This is a genomic window from Anaerobacillus sp. ABA4_114 (assembly GCF_056159065.1).
Genome location: NZ_JBSWUM010000001.1, coordinates 97,985 through 123,489, shown reverse-complemented (window position 1 = coordinate 123,489; position 25,505 = coordinate 97,985). Strand labels below are relative to the sequence as shown.

General features: G+C 41.8%; 25 protein-coding genes. 8 read left to right on the top strand and 17 right to left on the bottom strand.

The genetic code is table 11. From position 1 onward, the window contains the following. Positions 1–23: 23 nt before the first annotated feature. The 4 genes from ychF to ACXAEY_RS00565 form a co-directional block, all read right to left on the bottom strand. Positions 24–1,124: a redox-regulated ATPase YchF gene (gene ychF, locus ACXAEY_RS00580; RefSeq protein ID WP_270183015.1), complete on the bottom strand. Its 1,101-nt coding sequence runs from the start codon at positions 1,122–1,124 to the stop codon at positions 24–26. A 196-nt stretch (positions 1,125–1,320) separates the two neighbouring features. Then, positions 1,321–1,518, bottom strand: coding sequence for a DUF951 domain-containing protein (locus ACXAEY_RS00575; RefSeq protein ID WP_270183016.1), 198 nt, complete (start codon positions 1,516–1,518; stop codon positions 1,321–1,323). Positions 1,519–1,533: 15 nt separating this feature from the next. Next, on the bottom strand, positions 1,534–2,418 hold the full coding sequence (locus tag ACXAEY_RS00570; protein WP_474809765.1) for a mechanosensitive ion channel family protein: 885 nt from the start codon (positions 2,416–2,418) through the stop codon (positions 1,534–1,536). Positions 2,419–2,452: 34 nt separating this feature from the next. Then, a complete protein-coding gene (locus ACXAEY_RS00565; protein WP_270183018.1) occupies positions 2,453–3,475 on the bottom strand; it encodes a YkvI family membrane protein in 1,023 nt (340 codons plus the stop codon). 124 nt (positions 3,476–3,599) lie between these two features. Here ACXAEY_RS00565 and yyaC point away from each other — a divergent pair, with 124 nt between their 5' ends. After that, positions 3,600–4,238, top strand: a complete 639-nt coding sequence (yyaC, locus tag ACXAEY_RS00560; RefSeq protein ID WP_270183019.1) for a spore protease YyaC — start codon at positions 3,600–3,602, stop codon at positions 4,236–4,238. Between the two features lie 42 nt (positions 4,239–4,280). On the opposite strand, the gene ACXAEY_RS00555 is transcribed toward yyaC, so the two are convergent. The 13 genes from ACXAEY_RS00555 to rpmH form a co-directional block, all read right to left on the bottom strand. Then, positions 4,281–4,985 (bottom strand): DUF554 domain-containing protein, encoded by a 705-nt coding sequence (locus ACXAEY_RS00555; protein ID WP_474809762.1) that lies wholly within the window; start codon positions 4,983–4,985, stop codon positions 4,281–4,283. An 11-nt stretch (positions 4,986–4,996) separates the two neighbouring features. Further along, positions 4,997–6,136, bottom strand: a complete 1,140-nt coding sequence (locus tag ACXAEY_RS00550) for an aminotransferase class V-fold PLP-dependent enzyme (RefSeq protein ID WP_474809759.1) — start codon at positions 6,134–6,136, stop codon at positions 4,997–4,999. Between the two features lie 72 nt (positions 6,137–6,208). Continuing rightward, the gene (locus tag ACXAEY_RS00545) at positions 6,209–7,054 is read right to left on the bottom strand and encodes a ParB/RepB/Spo0J family partition protein (RefSeq protein ID WP_474809757.1); all 846 of its coding nucleotides are present in this window, start codon (positions 7,052–7,054) and stop codon (positions 6,209–6,211) included. Continuing rightward, entirely contained in the window at positions 7,047–7,808 is a 762-nt protein-coding gene (locus ACXAEY_RS00540; protein ID WP_270183023.1) for a ParA family protein, read from the bottom strand. Before ACXAEY_RS00540 ends, ACXAEY_RS00545 begins: the two co-directional genes overlap by 8 nt. A 123-nt stretch (positions 7,809–7,931) precedes the next feature. Next, a complete protein-coding gene (gene noc, locus ACXAEY_RS00535) occupies positions 7,932–8,771 on the bottom strand; it encodes a nucleoid occlusion protein (protein ID WP_270183024.1) in 840 nt (279 codons plus the stop codon). Positions 8,772–8,887: 116 nt separating this feature from the next. Beyond that, positions 8,888–9,601, bottom strand: a complete 714-nt coding sequence (gene rsmG / locus ACXAEY_RS00530; protein ID WP_474809754.1) for a 16S rRNA (guanine(527)-N(7))-methyltransferase RsmG — start codon at positions 9,599–9,601, stop codon at positions 8,888–8,890. A 19-nt stretch (positions 9,602–9,620) separates the two neighbouring features. Beyond that, on the bottom strand, positions 9,621–11,504 hold the full coding sequence (mnmG, locus tag ACXAEY_RS00525) for a tRNA uridine-5-carboxymethylaminomethyl(34) synthesis enzyme MnmG (protein WP_474809753.1): 1,884 nt from the start codon (positions 11,502–11,504) through the stop codon (positions 9,621–9,623). A gap of 24 nt (positions 11,505–11,528) precedes the next feature. Next, complete coding sequence (mnmE, locus tag ACXAEY_RS00520) at positions 11,529–12,905, bottom strand: tRNA uridine-5-carboxymethylaminomethyl(34) synthesis GTPase MnmE (RefSeq protein ID WP_474809751.1); 1,377 nt, start codon at positions 12,903–12,905, stop codon at positions 11,529–11,531. A 268-nt stretch (positions 12,906–13,173) separates the two neighbouring features. Next, positions 13,174–13,800, bottom strand: coding sequence for an RNA-binding cell elongation regulator Jag/EloR (gene jag, locus ACXAEY_RS00515; protein WP_270183028.1), 627 nt, complete (start codon positions 13,798–13,800; stop codon positions 13,174–13,176). Then, positions 13,797–14,564: a YidC family membrane integrase SpoIIIJ gene (gene spoIIIJ / locus ACXAEY_RS00510; protein WP_270183029.1), complete on the bottom strand. Its 768-nt coding sequence runs from the start codon at positions 14,562–14,564 to the stop codon at positions 13,797–13,799. The genes jag and spoIIIJ overlap by 4 nt, the downstream gene beginning before the upstream one ends. A gap of 62 nt (positions 14,565–14,626) precedes the next feature. Beyond that, positions 14,627–14,848, bottom strand: a complete 222-nt coding sequence (yidD, locus tag ACXAEY_RS00505) for a membrane protein insertion efficiency factor YidD (RefSeq protein ID WP_270183030.1) — start codon at positions 14,846–14,848, stop codon at positions 14,627–14,629. Beyond that, positions 14,845–15,219, bottom strand: a complete 375-nt coding sequence (rnpA, locus tag ACXAEY_RS00500; protein WP_270183031.1) for a ribonuclease P protein component — start codon at positions 15,217–15,219, stop codon at positions 14,845–14,847. Before rnpA ends, yidD begins: the two co-directional genes overlap by 4 nt. Positions 15,220–15,296: 77 nt before the next feature. Continuing rightward, positions 15,297–15,431 carry a 50S ribosomal protein L34 gene (gene rpmH, locus ACXAEY_RS00495; protein WP_048311109.1) on the bottom strand — a complete coding sequence of 45 codons (135 nt, stop codon included), beginning with the start codon at positions 15,429–15,431 and terminating at the stop codon, positions 15,297–15,299. Between the two features lie 638 nt (positions 15,432–16,069). Between rpmH and dnaA the strand changes: the two genes are divergently transcribed. The 7 genes from dnaA (at position 16,070) to gyrA (ending at position 25,255) form a co-directional block, all read left to right on the top strand. Next, on the top strand, positions 16,070–17,422 hold the full coding sequence (gene dnaA, locus ACXAEY_RS00490; RefSeq protein ID WP_270183032.1) for a chromosomal replication initiator protein DnaA: 1,353 nt from the start codon (positions 16,070–16,072) through the stop codon (positions 17,420–17,422). A gap of 196 nt (positions 17,423–17,618) precedes the next feature. Continuing rightward, positions 17,619–18,761: a DNA polymerase III subunit beta gene (dnaN, locus tag ACXAEY_RS00485; protein WP_270183033.1), complete on the top strand. Its 1,143-nt coding sequence runs from the start codon at positions 17,619–17,621 to the stop codon at positions 18,759–18,761. Between the two features lie 184 nt (positions 18,762–18,945). Beyond that, positions 18,946–19,158, top strand: coding sequence for a S4 domain-containing protein YaaA (gene yaaA, locus ACXAEY_RS00480; protein WP_270183034.1), 213 nt, complete (start codon positions 18,946–18,948; stop codon positions 19,156–19,158). A 14-nt stretch (positions 19,159–19,172) separates the two neighbouring features. Then, a complete protein-coding gene (gene recF / locus ACXAEY_RS00475; protein ID WP_270183035.1) occupies positions 19,173–20,291 on the top strand; it encodes a DNA replication/repair protein RecF in 1,119 nt (372 codons plus the stop codon). A 9-nt stretch (positions 20,292–20,300) separates the two neighbouring features. Beyond that, positions 20,301–20,579: an extracellular matrix regulator RemB gene (gene remB, locus ACXAEY_RS00470; RefSeq protein ID WP_270183036.1), complete on the top strand. Its 279-nt coding sequence runs from the start codon at positions 20,301–20,303 to the stop codon at positions 20,577–20,579. A gap of 58 nt (positions 20,580–20,637) precedes the next feature. Continuing rightward, positions 20,638–22,566, top strand: a complete 1,929-nt coding sequence (gyrB, locus tag ACXAEY_RS00465; protein ID WP_270183037.1) for a DNA topoisomerase (ATP-hydrolyzing) subunit B — start codon at positions 20,638–20,640, stop codon at positions 22,564–22,566. 124 nt (positions 22,567–22,690) lie between these two features. Next, a complete protein-coding gene (gyrA, locus tag ACXAEY_RS00460) occupies positions 22,691–25,255 on the top strand; it encodes a DNA gyrase subunit A (RefSeq protein WP_270183038.1) in 2,565 nt (854 codons plus the stop codon). Positions 25,256–25,505: the final 250 nt, after the last annotated feature.

Sequence of the window (25,505 nt, the reverse complement as noted above, 5' to 3'; positions counted from 1 at the left end):
CCTATATTAGCAAGGTTTATTCATTAAACGTTAAAACGGAAGTGAATCACGTCTCCGTCTTTCACAATATATTCTTTTCCTTCTAGGCGAACTTTTCCTTTTTCTTTCGCAGCACCCATCGTTCCCGCTTCGACTAGATCGTCATACGCAACCACTTCAGCGCGGATAAATCCACGTTCAAAGTCTGTATGAATAATTCCAGCTGCTTGAGGAGCTTTCATTCCAAGACGGAACGTCCAAGCACGAACTTCTTGTTCACCAGCAGTGAAATACGTTGCAAGGCCTAATAGGTCGTACGAAGCTCTGATCAACTTGTTAAGACCTGGCTCAGCGATACCGATGTCTTCTAAGAACGCATCTTTCTCTTCGCCATCAAGCTCAGCGAGTTCAGACTCGATCTTTGCACAAACTACGATTACTTCCGCGCCTTCTTTTGCCGCATATTCACGCACTTGTGCAACGTGTTCGTTATCTGCAGGGTCAAGAAGATCATCTTCATCAACGTTTGCAACATAAAGAACAGGCTTCTTCGTAAGAAGGTGTAGACCGTATACGATCTTCTCTTCTTCTTCTGTAAGTTCAACGCTACGAGCAGACTTTTCTTCTTCTAGCGCTTCTTTTATCTTTTTCAGAACGTTAAATTCAGCAAGTGCTTCTTTGTCTTTCTGTTTTGCCATCTTCTCCACACGGCCGATGCGCTTATCGACTGTTTCAAGATCGGCAAGGACAAGCTCAAGGTTGATCGTTTCAATATCAGAGATCGGATCTACCTTACCTGATACGTGAGTGATGTTTTCATCATCGAAGCAACGCACAACTTGAGAGATTGCATCTACTTGACGAATGTGTGATAGAAACTTGTTTCCAAGACCTTCACCTTTACTCGCACCTTTTACGATACCTGCAATATCAGTGAATTCGAAAGCTGTCGGAACAGTTTTCTTAGGATTAACAAGCTCAGTTAGCTTCTGAAGACGCTCATCTGGAACTTCGACGATTCCAACGTTTGGATCGATCGTACAGAACGGATAGTTTGCAGATTCTGCACCTGCTTGTGTGATTGCATTGAACAATGTTGACTTCCCAACGTTCGGAAGTCCTACAATACCGGTGGTTAAAGCCATCTCGGTCACTCCTTCTATAAATCAGCCGTGGGGCATCTATTTTGTATAACAGTAAAAACAGCTTACAGAAGCTGTTTTTGATATTACTTTTTTAGTGAATAAACTAGAGACATACCTTTTCCAATTATAGAGATTCAGAAGGGAAAATACAAGCTTCCCAGAATTGTTCACACAAAAAAGACCGTCAAAGCGACGGTCACGAATCAGCACGTTCTAGGACTTTCTTAATTTTTCTAGAAAATTCTCTTCGAGGTAGCATCACACTGTGATCACAGCCCAAACATTTGATCCGGATATCTGCGCCCATGCGAATGATCTTCCATTTGTTTTCACCACATGGATGAGGTTTTTTCATTTCGACGACATCGTTTAGCTCAAATTCCTTCTCGTTCACAAAGTTCCATCCCTTCTATACTTTTTCCTGAACCTCTGCTTGCTCGTCCCGCTGATACATGACAAGACGAGGGAACGGTATTTCGATTCCTCTTTCATCAAGACGCTGCTTGACTGCTTTTCGAACTTCTCTCCCGATACCCCAGTGTTCCATAGGTCTTGTTTCTGAGATGATTCGTAGGACAACTTCTGAAGCTCCTAGGGTTTGAACACCAAGGTATTCAGGCTTTACGATCATGGCATCATATTGGTCATAAAGCTCGTCCAATAATTCGATGATGATCTCTTCTGCCTCGTGAATCTGTTCTTCATATGCAATGCTAACATCAACGACGGCGATACTGTTGTGTATAGAAAAGTTTGTAACCTGGTTTATGTTTCCATTCGGTATGATGTGAAGTTCTCCTGTCCAGCTTTTTACTTTTGTAACTCGAAGACCGATTTCTTCAACAAATCCTTCGATTCCTGTAATGCGAACATAATCTCCTACTGAAAATTGCTTCTCAAAAATGATAAAGAAACCTGTAATCACATCTCGGACGAGGTTTTGCGCTCCAAAACCTACAGCGAGGCCGACGACACCAGCACCTGCGATCAATGTTCGAACATCCACTTCAAATTCGCTCAAGACCATAACGAGCGCAATAAAGTAAGTGACGTACGTCAACACGTTCTCGATCAAGCGTATAAGAGTAGTTTCTCTACGCTCAGACAAGCGAAGTGGGCTTTTCAAACGAATGGCAAAGATATGATTTAAAGCTGACTTAGCTAAACGAAGGAACAACCATGTTCCTATAACAATGGCAAGTATTCTAAAGATCCTATTAGAGATATCGATCCAAAAATCTCGATTGGCTAGAAACTCAAAAACCGTTTGCCACAGTCCTTCTATCGCACCCATACCTCATCTCTCCCGTTCCTATCAAATTCTACTATTATGATAACAAATCATAACGCTTCAGAACGGGAAAAATCAAGATAGAAGCCAAAATATAAAGGTTAAGTACCCCGTATAGAGGGTATAAAAAAGCAACTAATGTTGAAAACCCAAACGTAGTAAACGGAATCATCACAGCTACGATGATAAAAGCAATGAACCAAAGTGGAAGACTGACCATATCGCGGAACCGTGCTGTGAGACCGAAAACGCCACTGACTGCCGTTGTGTAGATAGCTGTCCATAACAAGAACGACATGATCAGCACCATATAGTAAGGATAGCTTTTCAGAATAGCAAACAAAGGAATTTCATAGACAAGTAAATCGTGCGCTACTTGAATTAACGATTGATTATATAAAAACGACAGGCCACCTAGTATCAAACCGCTTCCTATGCTCGCAATCCAGATTTCGCCTTTGTGTTTGATCTGATGACCGATAGCAGATAGAACCGCAACGAGAGGCAAAATATTTAGAGCTGTAAAGGTAAATGCAGCTGGCCAATTCGATTGCTTCATCCAATCGAATAGGATCGCGTTCATATTTGATTTGATAAATAAAAGAAGAACCGCGAGTAGCAAGATAATGAGTAGAGGTAAGATGATCGCATTCATTGAAAGCATGCCATTGATATCCCAAAAGAAGAGTACGACGACAAGGATGGCGAGAATTCCGATGCCCATCCAATAGGGGAGATGCAACACTTCCATCGTAGCGCCTCCTCCTGCTAGCATGACGATGGTAGTGGTAAACAGATAAAGGATGATTAATAGATCGTACAGTCCAGTCAGTTTCTTTCCAACTAACTTTTCGAGAATCGGTAAGTAATGTGATGATTGTGTTTCGTAGCTAATCTTCATGATGACATAACAGCAGATACTGAACATGATCGTGAACAGCACGATAGCCAGGACACTTTCATGGCCAAAAAATTGCCAGAGTTCCCTTCCTGAAGCGTACCCCGCTCCAATCATCGTACCAAGAATGAGGAACATCCACTTCATCCCACCGTTAATCATGGCATTCTCTCCTTTGCCAGTTCTTCGACTAATTTCCATTTATGTAGAAGAAAAACGAAGCTTTATGTATAGATCACCTCAAGTTTCCGTATACTGTTACTACTATTACAAAGGAGAGAATCCTATGAATCTTCGAGACAAGTTTTTTCAAAAAAAGCCTGTAGCATATCGAATCCATCATGAGGATACTCTTGCCATAAAAACGACTGGCGAAAAGGTTATGAGCATGCTTCCCAAAAAGCGTACAGAAGAAATCGTAATCGTGTGCATCGGTACCGACCGATCTACCGGAGACGCTCTTGGTCCCCTCGTAGGAAGCAAACTAAGCCAGCTAAAATTAAACGCTTCTGTATATGGTACGCTAGAGTCTCCCGTACATGCTGTTAATTTAAATGACGTGATGACAACGATTGAAAAGTCTCACCATAACCCTTTTATTATCGGGATCGACGCTTGCCTCGGACGCCTTCACTCGGTAGGTATCATTACGGTTGGAGACGGACCAGTCAAACCAGGCGCAGGCGTTAAGAAAGAGCTTCCTGAAGTTGGAGATATCCATTTGACTGGGATTGTGAATGTCAGTGGGTTTATGGAATACTTTGTCCTTCAGAACACACGCTTGAACCTTGTTATGAAGATGGCTGATATAATGGCCGAAAGTTTGAACGATGCAATAGAAGCGTATTACTCTTCAACAGAGCATGAGAGTAAATTAAATAAGCAGATCAAATCATGGAGCGATGATCTTTTTCAAATCCCATAGAAAAACCCCTTTTCTCGGAATGAAGTCCGGAAAAGGGGTTTTTTATTGAATGAAATATAGCAGCGATACGAGACCTGCTGCTACCAGTAGTCCTGGGAGGAAATTCGCAACTCTAATTTGCGTTAAGCCTAGCAGATTAAGGCCGATCGCTAAGATCATAATGCCTCCTGCAGACGTGACTTCTGCAATAAATGCATCAAGCAAAACTTGCGGAACAAATCGATCGATTTGAGATGCGAAAAGGGCTATAAATCCCTGGTAGAGCATAACTGGGAAGGCAGAAAACAGTACACCATATCCAAGCGTAGCCGTAAACATAATCGCCGTAAAACCATCTATGAGTGATTTCGTAAAAAGAACAGAATGATCCCCACGAAGTCCACTATCGAGCGCCCCGATAATCGCCATCGCTCCAACAACATAAACGAGTGTCGCCGTTACAAATGCTTGTGCAACACTTCCTTCAGAGGCAGCTCCTGTTTTACGCTCGATCCATCTTCCGATATTCTTTAACTTCCCTTCAAGATCCCAATACTCCCCAAGAATTCCACCGACTACTAAACTACCGATTACGACGAGGAATTGTTCACTCTTCATCGCCATCTGAAGTCCAATTACCGCAACAACAAGTGCTAACCCTTGCATAATCGTCGTTTTCATTCGCTCTGGTATTCTTCTACTAATTGTGCCGATCAATGTTCCGAGTATAATCGCAAGGCCATTGACTACTGTACCTAATAGGACCATCTTACCTCTCCTTAGCCGAAATATCCCTCTACTATTTCCTGCAACGCTAGAATGACCTGATCGATCTCTTCTTCTGTATTGTATGGCCCTACACTGATTCTTACAGCACCGCACGTTCCGATCGACTCATGACCGATAGGAGTACAATGAAGCCCTGCTCGTACCGCGATATCATAATGCTGGTCCAATATAATCGCGATTTCTTGTGAGTCGATTCCTTCGATGGTAAATGGAACGACTCCAAGGCGATCGGAATGTGGACCATAAACTTTGAGATAATCGATTGAATGTAAACCTTCAATTAACTTTTTTGTCAGACGCTGTTCATGACGATGAATCTCATCAAGACCTAACTTTTTTACAACTTCGAGACCTGCAAGGAGTCCTGCGATACCCGGTGTGTTCAGCGTTCCACTCTCAAGATATTCAGGGTATTCCTCTGGCTGCTCGATCGATTCGGAGCGGCTGCCTGTTCCTCCGTGAAAAACAGGTTCGAGCGAGACTTCTTTCCCAACCATAAGAACGCCTGTACCTTGAGGTCCTAGCAGCCCCTTATGACCAGGAAATACGAGTAGATCGATATTCATTTCTTCTACATCAATAGTTAGAACACCAGCTGTTTGAGCAGCATCGACAAGAAACGGTACGCCTTTATCCTTCGCAAGTTTTCCTATCTTTTTAACCGGTACAATCTTTCCAGTGAGATTCGATCCATGAGAGACAACGATCATTTTTGTTTGAGGAGTAATGGACTCTTCAAATGCGTCCATGTCGAAGTCCTCGGAGGTACCTGAGTCAAAATACGTTAACTCTATGCCCCTCTTCCTTTTAATGTCCTCAAGTGGACGGCGTACGGAATTATGTTCATAAGACGTTGTTAACACGTGATCGCCGCTTTGGAATGGGAACCCTTTTAAAGCCTGATTCAGTGCAGATGTTGCATTTGACGTAAAGCATACGCGATTAGGATACTTGAACCCAAAGAAGTGAGCGAGCTGTTCCCTTGCTTGACTGATCACTTCATTCGCCTTTACAGACATCTTGTGTCCACTTCTACCTGGGTTTGCAGCGTATTCTGTTAAAGCCTTCGTCATCGCTTCCACTACTTCTGGTGGCTTCGGAAATGACGATGCCGCTTGATCGAGATACATATTACAAAACACCTCTCCAACGTATAGTAGTCCCTATAATAAAAGCATAAACTGCTTCACAGTTTATGCTGACTATTGTTCACCTTTTTCTAGGACATCAAGAATGCGGTCTAAATCTTCTTGAGAAAAGAATTCGATTTCGATCTTACCTTTTTTCTTAGTCCGTTTGATCGATACTGAAGTACCGAACCGTTTTCGAAGAACATTTTCTTTATCCTTTAAAAAAGGATCAGGTGCTGCTTCTTTTTTTGTTTCACGTGAAACGTTCTGGTTCATTCCATTGATGAGTGATTCAAGCTGTCTCACATTTAGCTTCTCTTCGATCACACGCTTCGCTAATGGGAGTCTCGCTTCTTTATTTTTCAGACCTAACAGAGCTCTACCGTGCCCCATTGTTAACTTACCTTCTGCGATATGATCCTGGATTTCAGGTGATAGTTGGAGCAACCGTAAAAAATTAGCTAAATGAGGTCTGCTTTTTCCAAGCCTCTTCGATAACTCTTCTTGCGTAACATCGGTTTCCTTCATCAACTTCTGATAAGCCATCGCTTCTTCGATCGGATTCAAATTCTCTCTTTGAAGGTTTTCGATCAATGCGATCTCCATCATTTTTCGATCTGTGAGATCTCGAACGACAGCAGGAATGGTTGTGAGTCCAGCTTCCTTTGAAGCTCGGTAGCGTCGCTCACCTACTACGATCTCATACCCTTTTATGCTTTTTCTGACGATCACAGGCTGTAGGACTCCATATGTTTGAATGGATGAACTCAGTTCTTCAATCGCCTCTGCAGCAAAGTTCTTTCTCGGTTGGTATGGGTTAGGACGTAGTTCGTTTATAGGAATGTCTTTCACCGTTTCGTCTTCCTTTTGGGAAGGAAAGAATGCATTGATTCCTTTGCCTAATCCACGATTAGCCATATCCTAACACTTCCTTTGCAAGTTCTAAATAGACTTCCGCTCCTCTAGATTTAGAATCATACGCTATAATTGGTTTGCCATGGCTTGGCGCTTCTCCTAACCGAACATTTCTTGGAACGATCGCTTTATAGACTTTCTCTTGAAAGTACTTCTTCACTTCTTCAATGACTTGAATTCCTAAGTTCGTCCTAGCATCTAACATAGTGAGTAGCACGCCTTCTATTTTCAAGTCCGTGTTTAAGTGCTTTTGTACAAGTCGAACAGTATTTAATAGCTGACTTAATCCTTCTAGTGCGTAGTACTCACATTGAACAGGAATAAGGACAGCATTAGCAGCTGTTAGAGAATTGATTGTTAATAAACCTAGTGATGGAGGACAATCTATTATAATATAATCATAGTTTTTTTCAACTTTCGCTAATGCCCTTTTCAATCGTACTTCTCTCGATATGGTCGGTACAAGCTCGATTTCAGCACCGGCTAGCTGAATGGTTGAAGGGATAACGTGAAGATTCTCAATCGAAGTCTGCTTCATAATATCGATGGCATCTTTATCGTCGACAAGGATATTGTAGACACAGTGATCGATCGCACCCTTTTCAATCCCGACACCACTCGTTGCATTTCCTTGAGGATCGATATCGACCAGAAGTACTTTTTTACCTAGTGAAGCAAGACAGGCACTCAAATTTACAGAGGTTGTCGTTTTTCCTACCCCGCCCTTTTGATTCGCAACAGCAATAATATTAGCCAACGTTTCACCTACTCCTTAGAACGACATTTCTACCTCATATTTTATCACGTTTAGAATTTTTTGGATGTTCTTTTAGAAAATAGACTACGCTCAAATTAAAAACTCACCCTCTTCGGATGAGTTTTACTTCTTCTTCGGAATTCGAATTGTAAATTGGTAATATTCTTCATGTTCTTCTTCGTCGGTATCGATCGATAAACCGCTCTCCGTTACCATATCAAGTGATTGGCGAATGGTGTTTACAGCAAGACGCATGTCCTTACTGAAGGACTTCTTTGTAGGCTTCGGCTTTGGCGTGGTTCCTTCAAGCATCCGCACAACTCGATCCTCAGTTTGCTTAACGTTCCACTGTTTCTCAATTACTTCTTCGAGCACCTTCACTTGATTCTCAGGGTTCTTAAGAGGAATCAAGGCTCTTGCATGTCTTTCGGTGATCTGTTTATTTAAAAGTGCTTGTTGTATAGGTTCCGGCAACTTTAACAAACGAAGCTTATTTGCAATCGTTGATTGTCCTTTTCCAAGGCGTTGCGCGAGGCTTTCTTGCGTCAAATTATGAAGCTCTAATAGCTGAGAATATGCCATCGCTTCTTCAATGGCAGTCAATTCTTCTCTCTGTAAGTTCTCTATTAAAGCGATCGATGCTGTTTGCGAATCATTAAACTCTTTCACTATTGCAGGAATTCGCTCCCAGCCAAGCTTTTTCACAGCTCTCCAGCGACGTTCCCCGGCAATAATCTCATATTTACCTTCACGTTCTCGCACGACGATCGGCTGGATAATACCATGTGTTTTAATAGTCTGAGATAGTTCAGCGATTTTTTCATCTATAAAAATTGTTCGAGGTTGGAAACGGTTCGGAACAATTTCTTCAACGAGGATGTGCTTTACTTCATCCTGTTCAGATTCCATTCCCTCATTTTTTTCTTCGTTCAATCCGAAAAGACGTGAAAACGTATGTTTCATCGCCCAACACCACCTTTAATCGACTCCTTAACTGATTCGTTACCTTGAACTAAAAATCCTTCTATACGTAGCGTTCCACGTGGAACACATTTCCGTTCAAATGCAGACTATTTCTATTATAATGGATTTTTATTAGGTGTGCCTGGCTTTCTTGGATATTTTTTTGGTGTCGATTTGATTTTTTTGATCGTGACGATATTCCGCTCGCTCTCTTCAAGGGGCAAAGATAGTTTCTCGACCTTTTGTGTCTGCCCACCAAGTATGGTTATAGCTTGCTTTCCAGCTTTTAATTCTTCCTCGACATTTGGACCTTTTAAAGCAACAAAATATCCACCTGGCTTCACTAGCGGTAAACAAAGTTCTCCTAGAACGGACATGCGTGCGACTGCTCTTGCTGTAACAACATCATACTGTTCGCGGTACGTTTTATTCTTACCGAACAGTTCTGCGCGATCATGACAAAAAGAAACACCTGTCAGATTTAATTGTGACGCTAAGTGCTTTAAGAATCCGATCCGTTTATTAAGTGAATCCACGATCGTTACGTTTAGGTGGGGGAAGCAAATCTTTATCGGAAGGCTTGGAAATCCTGCTCCTGCTCCAACATCGCAAATATGTAAATCAGAGGAAAAGTCAAACGAGAATGCCGCCATAATAGAGTCATAAAAGTGTTTCTCATAAACCTCTTCTTTATCAGTTATGGCCGTTAAATTCATTTTTTCGTTCCATTCCACCAAAACATCATAGTATGTCTGAAATTGTTGAAGCTGCTCAGGAGAAAGGGTTATCCCCTTCTCCTCTAGCAACTCCATGAATTGTTGTTCGTTCATGGCTACCTCACTTTATCGATTATTTTGCAATCTTAGCTATTTTTCCCTGCTCAATATACACAAGTAAAATAGAAACATCTGCTGGATTAACGCCCGATACACGTGAAGCCTGGCCAATAGATAGAGGACGGACCTCATGTAGCTTTTGTTTTGCTTCACTAGCAAGTCCATTTATCGCAAAGTAATCAATATCATTTGGAATCTTCTTCTCATCCATTTTCTTCATACGTTCAACTTGCTGTAGACTTTTCGCAATATAGCCCTTGTATTTAATTTGAATCTCCACTTGCTCAGCAACATCTTCTGGAACGTCGTACTCAGCTGGAGTAAGTTGTTTGATCGCTTCATAGTTAACTTCAGGACGCTTGATCAAGTTACCAGCGTGTGCGGCTTCTTTCAGCTCAGATCCGTATTTCTGCAAAATGTCATTCACTTCATCAGTTGGCTTGATCACAACAGATTCTAGACGCTTAATTTCCTTTTCGATCAATTCCTTTTTCGCAATGAAACGATCGTAGCGTTCTTGAGGGATCATTCCGATTTCATAGCCAAGATCGGTAAGTCTCAGATCAGCGTTATCATGGCGCAGAAGCAGTCTGTATTCTGCACGAGATGTTAGCAAACGATACGGTTCATTCGTTCCCTTCGTCACGAGATCATCGATCAAGACGCCTATATACGCATCAGAACGGTCTAGAATGACAGCTTCACGATCCTGTGCATTTCGCGCAGCGTTAATTCCTGCCATGATCCCTTGCCCTGCAGCCTCTTCATAACCTGAAGTACCATTAAGCTGACCTGCAGTGAAGAGGTTCTTAACTGTTTTTGTTTCTAATGAAGGCCAAAGCTGTGTAGGTACGATCGCATCATACTCGATAGCATAGCCTGCACGCATCATTTCAACGTTTTCAAGACCAGGTACTGTCTTCAAAATTTTACGCTGCAAGTCTTCAGGTAGACTCGTTGATAGTCCCTGAACATAAACCTCTTTCGTATTACGTCCTTCAGGCTCTAAAAAGATCTGATGGCGAGGCTTATCATTGAATCGAACGATTTTATCTTCGATCGAAGGACAATAGCGCGGACCTGTACCTTCGATCATGCCGGAGTACATAGGCGAACGGTGAAGGTTATCGTTGATAAGCTTATGCGTTTCCTCTCCAGTGTACGTTAGCCAGCACGGAAGTTGGTCAGTAATATACTCAGTTGTTTCATATGAAAAAGCACGCGGCTTTTCATCACCTGGTTGAATCTCAGTCTTGCTGTAGTCGATTGACTTGTTATTCACACGAGGTGGTGTTCCTGTCTTAAATCGAACCATTTCAAAACCAAGCTCTTGTAGATGATAAGAGAGGTTTACTGAAGGCTGCATGTTATTTGGACCACTCTCATAAGAAAGGTCTCCAAGAATAATACGACCGCGAAGGAACGTACCTGTTGTAAGAATCACGGACTTCGCTTCATACTGCGCACCCGTCTTCGTTTCAACTCCAGTACATACTCCGTCTTCAACGATCAGCTTTTCAACCATGCCTTGCAGTAATGTTAAATTCTCTTGTTCCTCAAGCGTTTTTTTCATTTCGCTTTGGTATAAAACTTTATCAGCCTGAGCACGCAGTGCGCGTACAGCTGGCCCTTTACCTGTGTTCAACATTCTCATCTGAATGTGTGTTTTATCAATATTTCGTGCCATTTCGCCGCCTAATGCATCGATTTCCCTAACAACGATCCCCTTTGCAGGACCCCCTACACTGGGGTTGCAGGGCATGAATGCAACAGAGTCAAGGTTCAGTGTGAGCATGAGTGTCTTTGCTCCCATTCTCGCTGAAGCTAGACCTGCTTCTACACCGGCATGACCTGCGCCGACGACGATAACATCATAAGAATCGGCTTTGTAACCCATTGCCGTATTCCTCCTTTTATATTCTTATTTCCCAAGACAGAATTGCGAGAATAATTGGTCGATCAAACTCTCAGATACCGTATCACCTATGATCTCTCCTAGTAGTTCCCATGTACGAGTAATATCAATCTGAACCATATCGACAGGCATTCCTGCTTCGATGGCGTCGAGCGCATCTGCTAGTGTTTTTCTTGATTGCTCTAACAAAGCGATGTGTCTAGAGTTTGATACATACGTAAGATCCTGTGATTCAACAGCACCTTCAAAGAAGAGTTCAGAGATAGATTGTTCGAGCTCATCCACTCCTTGTTCATTCTTTAGGGAAGTTGTAATAATCGGATGCTCATCAGCTAGCCGCTTTACTTTCTCTAGATCAAGCTTTTCTTCCAAGTCGGTTTTGTTAACGATCACGATAACATCCATTCCCTCGACTGCTTTGAAAAGCTGTTCATCTTCGTGAGTAAGCTCATCGTTATAATTTAAAACGAGTAGGATGAGGTCTGCCTGCTTTAAACGCTCGCGTGATCGCTCTACCCCTATTCGTTCGACAAGATCTTCCGTTTCACGTATCCCTGCTGTATCAACGAGCCTTAAAGGTACGCCCCTTACGTTCACATACTCTTCGATCACATCTCTGGTTGTACCAGGTACATCCGTAACAATCGCTTTGTTTTCATGAACAAGACTGTTTAATAAAGAGGACTTCCCTACATTTGGTCTTCCTACGATGACAGTCGATAGGCCCTCTCTAAGAATTTTACCTTGCCGGGCCGTTACGAGAATTCGTCTGATCTCTTCTTCTACTTCTTTTAACTGATTTGTTAAAAGCTCCTGCGTCATCTCTTCTGCATCGTACTCAGGGTAATCGATATTGACTTCAACATGCGCAACTGTTTCTAGTAATTGCTGGCGAAGCTTTGAAATTAGTGTTGAAAGACGTCCTTCCATTTGGTTCAACGCAACATTCATCGCTCTATCAGTTTTGGCACGAATGAGATCAATTACACCTTCTGCTTGAGAAAGATCGATTCTACCGTTCAAGAATGCTCGTTTTGTAAATTCACCTGGTTCAGCTAATCTTGCCCCGCTTCGTAGAACAAGTTCAAGGACGCGATTGACTGATACGAGTCCACCGTGACAGTTGATTTCAACGATATCTTCCCTCGTAAAGGTGCGAGGCCCCCTCATGACAGAAACCATTACTTCTTCCGCTACCTCGTCTGTGTCCGGGTCGATCAGATGCCCATAGTGAATCGTATGAGAATTTACGTCTCTTAGCGGTTTTGAACCCTTGTAGAGCTTATCGGCTATGTCTACCGCTTCAGATCCACTTAACCGTACGATCGCAATCGCTCCTTCTCCCATCGGAGTCGATATCGCTGCTATCGTTTCGTATTCCATTTCGTTCACCTCTCTTATCTATAAAAATGCTATATTTGCTCTATTTCTTATATGAATGAAGACTAGTATTAGTTTAACCAATTATCCACAGTGGATAACTCTTTCAAAAATGACAGAGATTAATCCACAATACCTTTTAGTGTAACCCATTTTTGCAAAAAAAGAAATAATAAGGCACTGGAACAGGACTGCTTTTCACCTAATGTTCACGTTTTCTAACGACTCAAGAGATCCACATAAAAAAACCTCCGGACAACAGCCCGAAGGTTTAAATTTGCTTATTACGTGGAACTATAACCACACGTCTATGCGGATCGTTCCCATCAGAGTGAGTCGTGATTCCCTTCTTATCTTTCAGATAAAGGTGAATCACCTTCCGTTCAAGCGACGGCATCGGTTCTAACTGCACTTCCCTTTTCGTATAGATCGCTTTTTCAGCGAGACGATCTGCTAGCTTTTTCAGCGTATCTTCTCGTCTTTGCCGATAGTTCTCTGCGTCGAGAACGACTCTAACAAAACGATCTGAAAATCGGTTCGCGGCGAGGTTTGTCAAATATTGCAGCGAGTTAAGAGTTTGGCCGCGTTTCCCAATTAGTATAGCAATTTTCTCACCAGATAAAGTAAAAAATAGATCGCGATCTTTCTTTACTCCTTCTATTCTGGCTTCGACTCCCATATTACTAATTACTTTTTCTAAGAAAGCTTTTGTTTGCTCAAGCACGTCAGGCTTTTCGACAACCTTGATACGTGCTGGTTTTCCTCCAAATCCTAAGAAACCTTTTTTAGGCTCATCGATCACTTCAATATCAACTTGTTCCTCTACAGTTTCGAGTTGATTCAACGCGTCTTGCAGCGCATCTTCAACTGATTTCCCCGTTACCGTAACGCTTCTCACTTCTTCGCTCCCTCCGTATCCGTACTAGCGGTTTTGGTGGTAGGTCTCATAATAAAGTAAGTTTGAACAATCATAAAGATATTTCCCACTACCCAGTAAAGCGCTAGAGCTGAAGGAAAATTGATTGCGAATACGATAATCATGATCGGCATAACGTAGAGTAGCATTTTCATTTGAGGCTGTACTGCCCCACTGCTTCCCATCATGATCTTTTGTTGAATAAACGTTGTTAAACCAGCTAGTAACGCAAGCGTAATATCTGCATCTCCCAGGCTGAACCACAAAAAGTTATGCGTCGCAATAGCTTCTGTCCTCATGATCGCATGATAAAAACCAAGTAGTATTGGCATTTGAACAAGAATCGGAAGACAACCCGCTAGAGGATTAACGCCATTCTTCTGGAAGAGCTGCATCATTTCCTGCTGAAGCTGCTGTTGTGTCTTCTGGTCTTTACTGCTGTATTTCTCTCGCAGTTCTTTCATCTGAGGCTGCAGATCCTGCATAGCCCTTGAGCTCTTTGTTTGCTTGATCATTAATGGAAGCAAAACGAGTCGAATCAAAATCGTAACGATGATAATGGAAAGACCATAGTTCTCATTACCTGTTGCATCTGCGAAAAATGTTAATAACATCGATAATGGATATACGACATATTCGCTCCAAAATCCAGTACTGTTTGCATCGATTGGATCGTTGATATTACATCCGGCCAGTACCGCAACGAGACCAATCAATAGAAATGCGAGGGTTACTTTTTTCCTCACGCTTCATCCTCCTTGCAATCAAACTCGACAATGACGATACCTTATGTAAGTAAAGCAATGCCTTAATTCTTTTTATCTGGAACTGGATCAAATCCTCCAGGATGAAACGGATGGCATTTCGATATTCTCCTAACCGTATACCACGTACCTCTTAGAAACCCATGCTTTTGATAAGATTCCAAGCTGTATTGGGAACAAGACGGGTAAAATCGACATGATGGAGGAGTCAAGGGTGAAACAAACTTCTGGTATCCACGAATCAGCAACATAGCCAGACGTTTCATCTTGTACCCCTTCCTTTTCCATTCCGCTTTGCACCTTTATATACACGTGCCCGTTTCAACACGTGAATCAAGCTGCTTTTCACTTCTTCTAAATTCATTTCCGATGCAGGCTTTCGAGCGATTACGACAAAATCGTAAGGAACGTCAATTTGATCTGAAAGCTGGTGAAAAGATTCACGAATGAGTCGCTTCACTCTATTTCTAGTAACTGCATTCCCTATCCGTTTGCTTACCGAGAGACCTAATCGAAAATGAGGTTGATCGTTTCTTTTCATTACATAAACTACAAATTGTCTATTTGCAGTAGAGTTTCCTTTTTTAAAGACACTCTGGAACTCTGAATTCTTCTTAATCCGGTAGTTGCTATTCAATCCGCACACTCCCAGTGTTGCTTGGATAAGCACATTATAAACCTTATCTTGAAAAAAGACCACTGATGATCAGTGGTCTATGCAGACAATACTTTTCTACCTTTACGGCGACGACGAGCAAGAACTTTACGTCCGTTAGCTGAGCTCATACGCGCACGAAAACCGTGAACTTTTTTACGTTTACGTGTGTTTGGTTGAAACGTTCTTTTCATTCTATTACACCTCCCTGAGGATAAACTGTTATAAAGACAGTCTAAGTTATTATAAGAAAGGGAGCGTCTAAATGTCAAGTTCTATTAAAAACTCTTTAGTATTTTAATCGTGATCAACTACAACATTTAGAAAAACACCAGGAACGTTCCTCCTCGAAATTCATTCTACAAATTCCCCCACCAAAACCGTGTGGATAACTCATTTCGACATTTTTCACTTATTCACACATGTTATCGACAGCTTCTACACAAAATCTAGCGCTGTGGACATCTCAAATCCACAAGATATGCTCTCTGTGGATAACTTATCGAAAAGCATTGCAATACAGGGATTCTTTTGTTATGATATTTGTGTTTTAACTCGTTGACAAGACGATCAGCCAATAATTAAATCCACAGCTTGTGGATAATTGTGTGGACAGTTATTCAGAGTTGTTTATGAGCCTGTCCACAAACCTGTGAACACAGTCGATAATTCGACTTTCTTCTATATTATATGACTTACGTTATTTTTGTGGACGGTATATTTATTACTTTATATTCATGTAGTTATACAAAGGTTGTACGTTGGTAGATTAGGCGATTAACGCCAGCGGTGACAGCCTGTTTTTATTTTGCAAACAAAAGGAGGGACTTCGTTGGAAAACATCACGGATCTCTGGCAACAAGCGCTAGCGGAAATCGAAAAAAAACTAAGTAAACCGAGCTTCGAAACGTGGTTAAAGTCAACTTCCGCCAACAGAATGGAAGGCGACACCATTATCATTACAGCACCCAACGAGTTCGCAAGGGATTGGCTAGAATCTAGATATTCAAGTCTGATTACGGAAACACTCCTTGAATTGACTGGTAGTGAACTTAGGGCAAAATTCATCATTCCTCAGACGAACTCTGATGATGATCTAGATATTGAACAAGCGATGAAGAAAAAACCTAAAGCAAAGCCTGCTCAAGAAGAGAACCCACAAAGCATGCTTAATTCCAAATATACATTCGATACGTTTGTTATTGGTTCTGGAAACCGTTTTGCACACGCAGCATCTCTTGCAGTAGCGGAAGCCCCAGCAAAAGCATACAATCCACTGTTTATATATGGTGGCGTAGGACTAGGGAAAACACACTTGATGCACGCGATCGGCCACTATGTAATTGATCACAATCCGAATGCCAAAGTAGTTTACCTATCGTCCGAAAAGTTTACGAATGAGTTCATTAACTCGATTCGAGACAACAAAACGGTGAATTTTCGCAATAAATATCGAAATGTCGATGTCCTGCTAATCGATGATATTCAGTTCCTTGCTGGAAAAGAACAAACGCAAGAGGAATTCTTCCATACGTTTAACGCTCTTCATGAGGAAAGTAAACAGATCGTCATATCAAGTGACCGACCTCCGAAAGAAATTCCTACGCTGGAAGATCGTCTTCGTTCTCGCTTTGAATGGGGATTGATCACAGATATCACGCCTCCTGATTTAGAAACACGAATTGCGATCTTGAGGAAAAAGGCGAAGGCTGAAGGACTAGATATTCCTAATGAAGTGATGCTCTATATCGCAAATCAAATTGATACGAATATTCGTGAGCTTGAAGGGGCATTGATTCGAGTCGTCGCTTATTCGTCTCTGATCAACCAGGACATGAATGCAGACCTTGCAGCGGAAGCATTGAAGAACATCATTCCTTCTTCTCAGCCAAAAGTCATCACCATCCATGATATCCAGACGGTTATTGGGGAGCATTTTTCTGTTAAGCTTGAGGATTTTGCTGCAAAAAAGAGAACAAAATCAGTCGCATTTCCTCGTCAAATAGCGATGTATCTCTCTAGAGAGCTCACTGATTTCTCACTTCCGAAAATTGGTGAAGAGTTTGGTGGGAGAGATCACACTACTGTTATCCATGCTCACGAGAAGATTTCAAAGCTACTCGATTCCGACCAAGAACTTCAGAAAAAACTACAAGATGTTATTGAGCAGCTAAAGAACGGATAATCTACGTTTTGTGGATACCACTGAATAGTGTGTGCACAGAATGCACGAGTTACTAACACACTATCCACAGGTGGATAACTTTCGTATCAAGGGGTTGTGTATACTTATCCACACATTCACAGCCCCTACTAGTAAGACTACGACATTTTTAAATAATAATTATATGAATGACGTTCATTTATTTAGGAGGTAAATTATGCGTTTTACGATTGAAAGAGAGCATCTTGTATCGAACGTATCAGATGTAATGAAAGCCGTATCTTCAAGAACGACTATTCCTATTCTTACAGGGATAAAAATTGTTGCTAGTGATGAAGGGGTAACATTAACGGGAAGCGACTCCGATATTTCAATCGAATGCTTTATACCGTCAGAAGAGAATGATAAACAAATCGTAGAAGTCTCAAAGATGGGAAGTATCGTACTTCAAGCAAGATTTTTCTCTGATATTGTAAAGAAACTACCAGGTGATCAAGTAGAGATAGAAGTGTTCGATAGTTTAACGACTAGAATTCGCTCTGGCTCTTCTGAATTTAACCTGAATGGATTGGATCCGGAAGAATATCCGCGTTTACCAGAAGTGGAAGCTCAAGAAGGGTTTCAAATTCAAGCTGATCTACTAAAGAATATTATTAGACAAACCGTATTCGCTGTTTCTACATCTGAAACTAGACCGGTGTTAACAGGTGTAAACTGGGAGCTAGAAAACGACGAGTTGAACTGTACTGCAACAGATAGTCATAGACTTGCTCTACGATCTGTTAAAGTTGAACCGAATAGCAGTGAAGTTGCGTTTTCTAACGTTGTAATTCCTGGTAAAAGTTTAAGTGAGCTTTCAAAAATCATCGATGACAACGAAGATTTAGTCGACATCACTGTGGCTGAAAACCAAATTCTCTTTAAAGCGAACAACCTATTGTTCTTCTCAAGACTTCTAGACGGTAACTATCCAGATACAAGCCGCTTGATTCCGAACGATAGTAAAACAAACGTAACGGTTTCAGCGAAAGAACTACTTCAAGCGATCGACCGTGCGTCTGTGTTAGCTCGAGAAGGTCGAAATAACGTCGTGAAACTTGCGAGTCTTGAAGAGTCATCGCTTGAAATTTCATCTAACTCACCTGAAATCGGTAAAGTTATCGAGCAAGTACAAGCTCACTCATATGACGGTGAAGAATTAAAGATTTCATTTAGTGCGAAATACATGATGGATGCTTTAAGAGCGATGGACTCTAACGAAGTAAACATCAGCTTCACTGGAGCGATGCGTCCTTTCTTGATCAAACCGATCGAAGGCGCAGCAATCATGCAGCTGATTCTCCCGGTGAGAACGTATTGATCTTTTAAATACAGCTATCAACAAGCTGCCAAGGACGTGATCCTGGCAGCTTTTTTTTGTAGTCTTAATAATTTTTTCGCCTTTTTCTCATGCGTTTTTAGTGAAAAAGAGGTATAATAAACTATTGGCATCCTTGAAACTGAATATGAAAAAGATATTCAAAAGGACAATTGAGGTGAATGGTATGGAACAAGTAAAATTACTTAAAGAACATATTACTCTCGGACAACTTCTTCAAGAAACCGGGGTTATCGATACTGGTGGTATGGCCAAATGGTTTTTATCAGAGTATGAAGTATATGTGAACGGAGAATTAGAAGATCGTCGAGGTAAAAAACTCTATGATCAAGACAAAGTTATGATTCCTGGAGTAGGAGAGTTTGTTGTAACTAGCTGAATGGGGGTATCCCGTTGCATCTAAACACGTTAACAGTTACGAACTACCGTAACTACGGTAAGCAAGAGCTTGCATTTGAGAATAATGTAAATGTTTTTCTGGGAGAGAATGCTCAAGGAAAAACAAACATCATGGAAGCAATTTATGTACTCGCGATGGCACGGTCTCATCGAACACCAAGAGATAAAGAATTAATCAATTGGGATGAGGAGTATGCTAAAATAGAAGGTAGAATAGAAAAAAGAAACGGTCCCCTATCCCTCCAGCTGGTCATTTCCCATAAAGGTAAAAAAGCGAAACTAAATCAATTGGAACAGCAAAAGCTTAGTAACTATATAGGCGCATTAAATGTGGTTATGTTTGCACCTGAAGATTTAAACCTTGTAAAAGGAAATCCAGGTGTTCGTCGGCGTTTCATTGATATTGAGCTTGGTCAGGTACAACCTGTCTACCTTTATTACCTTGGTCGGTACCTTAAATTACTTCAACAGAGAAACAGCCTGTTGAAAGATCTTCGCTATCAAAAAAATCCAGATTACGTGATGTTGGAGATTCTTACCGATCAATTAATCGAATCAGCTGCGAATATTTATGAACGAAGAGTTAAATTCGTTCGACTCCTCCAAAAATGGGCAGAACCCATTCACTATGGAATCAGTAGAGGGCTAGAAAAGTTAGAAATCAAGTATAATCCTACTATTGAGGTATCAGAACCTGCTGATTTGTCGAAAATAGTAGATGGATATAAAGAAAAGTTTGATAAGATAAAAGAAAGAGAAGTGGATCGCGGTGTCACGCTCGTAGGTCCGCATAGGGATGATTTGTCGTTTTTTGTCAATGGGAAAGACGTTCAGACCTATGGCTCACAGGGGCAGCAGCGAACAACTGCTTTATCGCTTAAGCTCGCCGAAATTGAATTGATCCATAGTGAAGTTGGTGAATACCCTTTGCTTCTTTTAGATGATGTCCTGTCAGAATTAGACGATTACAGGCAGTCTCATCTTTTAAATACAATTCAAGGTAAGGTACAGACGTTTGTTACAACGACTAGTGTAGAAGGAATCAACCATGAAACGCTAGAGAAAGCAACGACCTTTCATGTACATGACGGGCTGATCGATAAAGTGAAATGAGGTGAAGAGGTGTTTATACACTTAGGCGAAGATGTCGTCGTGCAATCTAGAGATGTTGTTGGGATTTTCGATTGGCACGCAATGGAGGAAGCTGAAATTACGACTGAATTCCTTCATAGGCATTCAAAGGATAAGCTTGTAGAAGACATAGGTGGCGATTTAACGAAATCAATCGTCATTACGACGGATATGGTGTTTTTATCCCCCTTATCTTCACTAACGTTAAAAAGAAGAGCATACACCGTATCAGACAGTGTGGAAACAACGATTCGAGGAGAATCATCATAAAGCCAGTTAACAAACTGGATCAGAGTCTATCTTTGATAGAGAAATGTAGGTGATCGATATGACATTAGAACAGCAATCTAATAAACAAACATACGATGAAACCCAGATTCAAGTTCTCGAAGGGCTAGAGGCTGTTCGAAAACGTCCTGGTATGTACATCGGATCTACCAGTGGACGCGGACTGCATCATCTTGTCTGGGAAATTGTTGATAATAGTATTGATGAAGCACTTGCGGGCTACTGTTCGGAAATTACTGTAAGTGTAGAGAAAGACAACAGCATCACGGTCCAAGATAACGGGCGAGGAATTCCAGTTGGGATTCATGAGAAGATGGGCAGACCTGCGGTTGAAGTCATCATGACCGTGCTGCATGCAGGCGGTAAATTCGGCGGCGGCGGATACAAAGTTTCTGGTGGACTGCACGGAGTAGGTGCATCAGTTGTAAACGCACTATCTTCAAAACTTGAAATCACTGTAGAGCGGGATGGCAAGGTCTACTACCAGAGCTATACAAGAGGAATTCCTGATGAAGATTTAAAAGTCGTCGGTGAGAGTGACAGAACAGGAACGACGATTCACTTCATCCCAGATGAGGAGATTTTCACTGAAACGATCGAATACGATTTTGATATTCTTTCACATCGTTTAAGAGAACTTGCATTCTTAAACCGTGGAATTCAGATCAATTCACAGGATAAGCGACCAGAAGAAGTGCGTCGCTTTGAATACCACTACGAAGGTGGAATTAAATCCTACGTAGAACATTTGAACCGTACACGTGAGGCGCTTCATGAAGAGCCGATCTTTGTTGAAGGTGAACGTGAGGGTATTTCTGTTGAGATAGCTGTTCAGTATAACGATGGCTTCTCAAGTAACATTTATTCGTTCGCAAACAATATCAACACTCACGAAGGCGGAACGCACGAATACGGTTTTAAGACCGCTTTAACGAGAGTGATCAATGATTACGCACGAAAGAACAGTTTGTTCAGAGAAAATGATCCTAACTTGACGGGTGATGACGTACGTGAAGGTTTGACTGCGATCATCTCGATCAAACACCCGGATCCACAGTTCGAAGGGCAAACGAAAACAAAGCTTGGGAACGCAGAAGCAAGAACGATTACTGAATCTGTTTTCGCAGAAAAGTTTTCTACATTCCTATTCGAAAACCCTCTTGTCGGAAAGCAGATTGTTGAAAAAGGATTGATGGCTTCTAGAGCCCGTGCAGCTGCAAAGAAAGCTCGTGAACTCACGAGAAGAAAAGGCGCACTCGAAGTCAGCTCGTTACCTGGTAAGCTAGCGGACTGTTCGTCGAAGGATGCTTCTATTTCTGAACTTTACGTTGTAGAGGGTGACTCTGCAGGAGGATCTGCAAAACAGGGGCGTGACCGCCACTTCCAAGCGATCTTACCGCTGCGAGGTAAAATCATTAACGTTGAAAAAGCGAGACTAGATAAAATCTTGTCTAACAATGAAGTTCGTGCGATTATCACTGCACTAGGAACTGGAATCGGTGAAGACTTTGATCTTTCAAAAGCTCGTTATCATAAAGTGATCATCATGACGGATGCAGACGTTGACGGAGCGCATATTCGTACACTGTTACTAACGTTCCTTTACCGTTACATGCGTCCACTGATCGAAAATGGCTATATCTATATCGCGCAGCCACCACTTTACAAAATTACGCAAGGTAAGAAGATTACGTATGCATACAATGAACGTGAACGAGACGCTATCTTAGCTGATATTCCACAGAGCCCTAAGCCTGGTATTCAGCGTTACAAAGGTCTAGGTGAGATGAACCCTACACAACTTTGGGAAACAACGATGGATCCAGAATCTCGTACGGTACTGCAAGTGAATATGCAGGATGCGATCGAAGCAGACGAAGTCTTCAACATGCTGATGGGTGACAAGGTAGAACCAAGAAGAAACTTTATTCAAGATAATGCTCATTACGTTAAAAACCTTGATGTATAAGTAACAGAAGTAAAGGGGATCCACTCCCCTTTTTCTTCTTGTAACTATGAAATTATGGTTTTCAAAGTTTCTAACAAAAGAGCAATAGAAAAGATGAACAAGAGTACAATTGGAGGTTTTCCGTATGTCTGATATGGAAAGATCGAGAGTAAAAGAAATAAATATTAGTCAGGAAATGCGCACCTCCTTCATGGATTATGCGATGAGCGTTATCGTTAGCCGCGCTCTACCTGATGTACGTGATGGTCTAAAACCGGTACACCGTCGTATCCTGTATGCGATGAACGACCTTGGGATGACATCTGATAAAGCGTATAAGAAGTCAGCACGTATCGTAGGTGAAGTTATCGGTAAGTACCACCCGCACGGTGACTCTGCCGTTTACGATACGATGGTTCGAATGGCGCAAGACTTTAGCTATCGAAACATGTTGATAGACGGACATGGTAACTTCGGATCCATCGATGGAGATGCAGCAGCTGCAATGCGTTACACAGAAGCTAGAATGTCTAAGATCTCTATGGAAATGGTACGAGACATCAATAAAGATACGATCGATTACCAAGATAACTATGATGGTTCTGAAAAAGAACCCATCGTTCTTCCTGCGAGATTTCCGAACCTTCTTGTGAACGGTGCATCAGGTATCGCTGTCGGTATGGCAACAAATATCCCACCGCATAACTTAGGTGAAGTGGTGGATGGCATTCTCGAACTCAGTAAAAATCCAGAGATGACGATTCCTGAACTTATGGAATTTATCCCAGGACCAGACTTTCCAACTGCAGCGGAAATATTAGGTCGTGAAGGAATCCGTAAAGCATACACTACCGGAAGAGGCTCTATCATTCAGCGTGCGAAAGCTGAGATTGAAGAAAACGCAAGTGGTAAGAAGAGCATCATCGTAAATGAGCTCCCTTATCAAGTGAACAAAGCTCGCTTAGTTGAGAAAATCGCTGAACTGGTACGTGACAAGAAGATAGAGGGAATCACTGATCTACGAGATGAATCTGACCGTAACGGTATGCGAGTCGTGATCGAAGTACGTAAAGACACCAATGCGAACGTTCTATTAAACAACTTATATAAACAAACGGCACTGCAAACTAGCTTCGGCATCAACACACTCGCCCTAGTAGATGGCCAGCCAAAAGTATTGACTCTAAAAGAATGTCTCGAGCACTATCTGGAACATCAAAAGGTTGTAATTAGAAGAAGAACTCAGTTTGAACTGAATAAAGCTGAGGCAAGAGCTCATATTCTCGAAGGATTACGGATCGCTCTTGATCATCTAGATGAAGTTATCGCACTCATTAGAGCTTCTGAAACAACAGATATTGCAAGAGAAGGATTGATGACGAAGTTCTCACTCAGTCACGATCAAGCTCAGGCTATCCTAGATATGCGTCTACAGCGTCTAACAGGACTAGAGCGAGATAAGATCGAGAATGAATATAAAGAGTTGATGGCGAGAATTGCTGAACTAAAAGCAATCCTTGCTGACAATGAGAAGGTTCTAGAAATCATCCGTGAAGAGCTCTTGGAAGTAAAAGAGAAATTCGCAGATCCTCGCCGTACAGAAATTACGGTTGGATTTGATATGATTGAAGATGAAGACCTTATTCCGAAACAAAATATCGTTATTACGCTAACTCACAACGGTTACATTAAACGTCTTCCGATCGACACGTACCGTAGTCAAAAGCGCGGCGGTCGAGGCGTACAGGGGATGGGCACGAATGATGGTGATTTCGTTGAGCACCTTTTCACCACGTTGACCCATAACACGATTCTCTTCTTTACGAATAAAGGGAAAGTGTACAGGCTGAAAGGTTATGAAGTTCCAGAGCTCAGTAGAACAGCTAAAGGAATCCCTATTATTAACTTGCTTCAAATTGAAAAGGATGAGTACATTACGGCAATCATCCCTGTCGAAGAATTCGTTGATGATTGGTACGTCTTCTTTGTTACGAAGCAAGGTGTTGTAAAACGTTCTCCTTTATCAGCGTTTGGAAACATTCGTAAAGGCGGCTTGATCGCAATCAACTTCAAAGAAGACGATGAGTTGATGGGCGTCCGTCTAACAAATGGTTCAAAAGAGCTTATCATCGGAACAAAACAGGGGATGGCGATCCGTTTCCATGAGACCGATGTTCGATCGATGGGACGAACTGCAACTGGCGTAAAAGGGATCACACTCCAAGAAGACGATAAAGTCGTTGGAGTAGGGACGCTAGATGAAGACCAGGATGTCCTAATCGTAACTGACAAAGGATATGGAAAACGAACTCCGATAGAAGAATACCGTGTTCAAACTAGAGGCGGTAAAGGAATTAAGACGTGCAACCTTACAGACCGAAACGGTGTTCTAACATCATTAAAAACCGTAACGCTTGATGAGGAATGTATGATCATCACAGAGAGCGGAGTCGTGATTAGGATCGACGTTAAAGATATTTCTCAGACTGGCCGTAATACGCAGGGTGTAAAACTGATTCGCGTATCTGAAGGCGACTCTGTTGCGACAGTTGCTAAGGTTGAAATCAATGAAGAGGGTATTGAAGGCGAAGATCTAGAAGAATCGTTAGAGTCTGATTCTGTCGTTGAAACGATAGAAGAAGTAAATGAAGAAGATGCTCCTACAGCTATTGAAGAGAACGATGATTCTTCCGACGATAGCGAAGCGTAACGAATAGATAAGAAGAGGGGAAACCTTCTTCTTATTTTTTTGTTTTAACCCCTTGCGTCAGATCAACACGCATGGTAAGATGTAATTCCGTCGCTTTGAGAGGCCCATTTCAAACCTTTCAAAATGAATTAAAAAAACTTAACGAAAGTTATTGACGGGATCATGCTTACCATGATATATTATTTAAGTCGCCGATAAACACGGCGCAAACGAAAGAAACAAATCGATCTTTGAAAACTGAACGAAACGC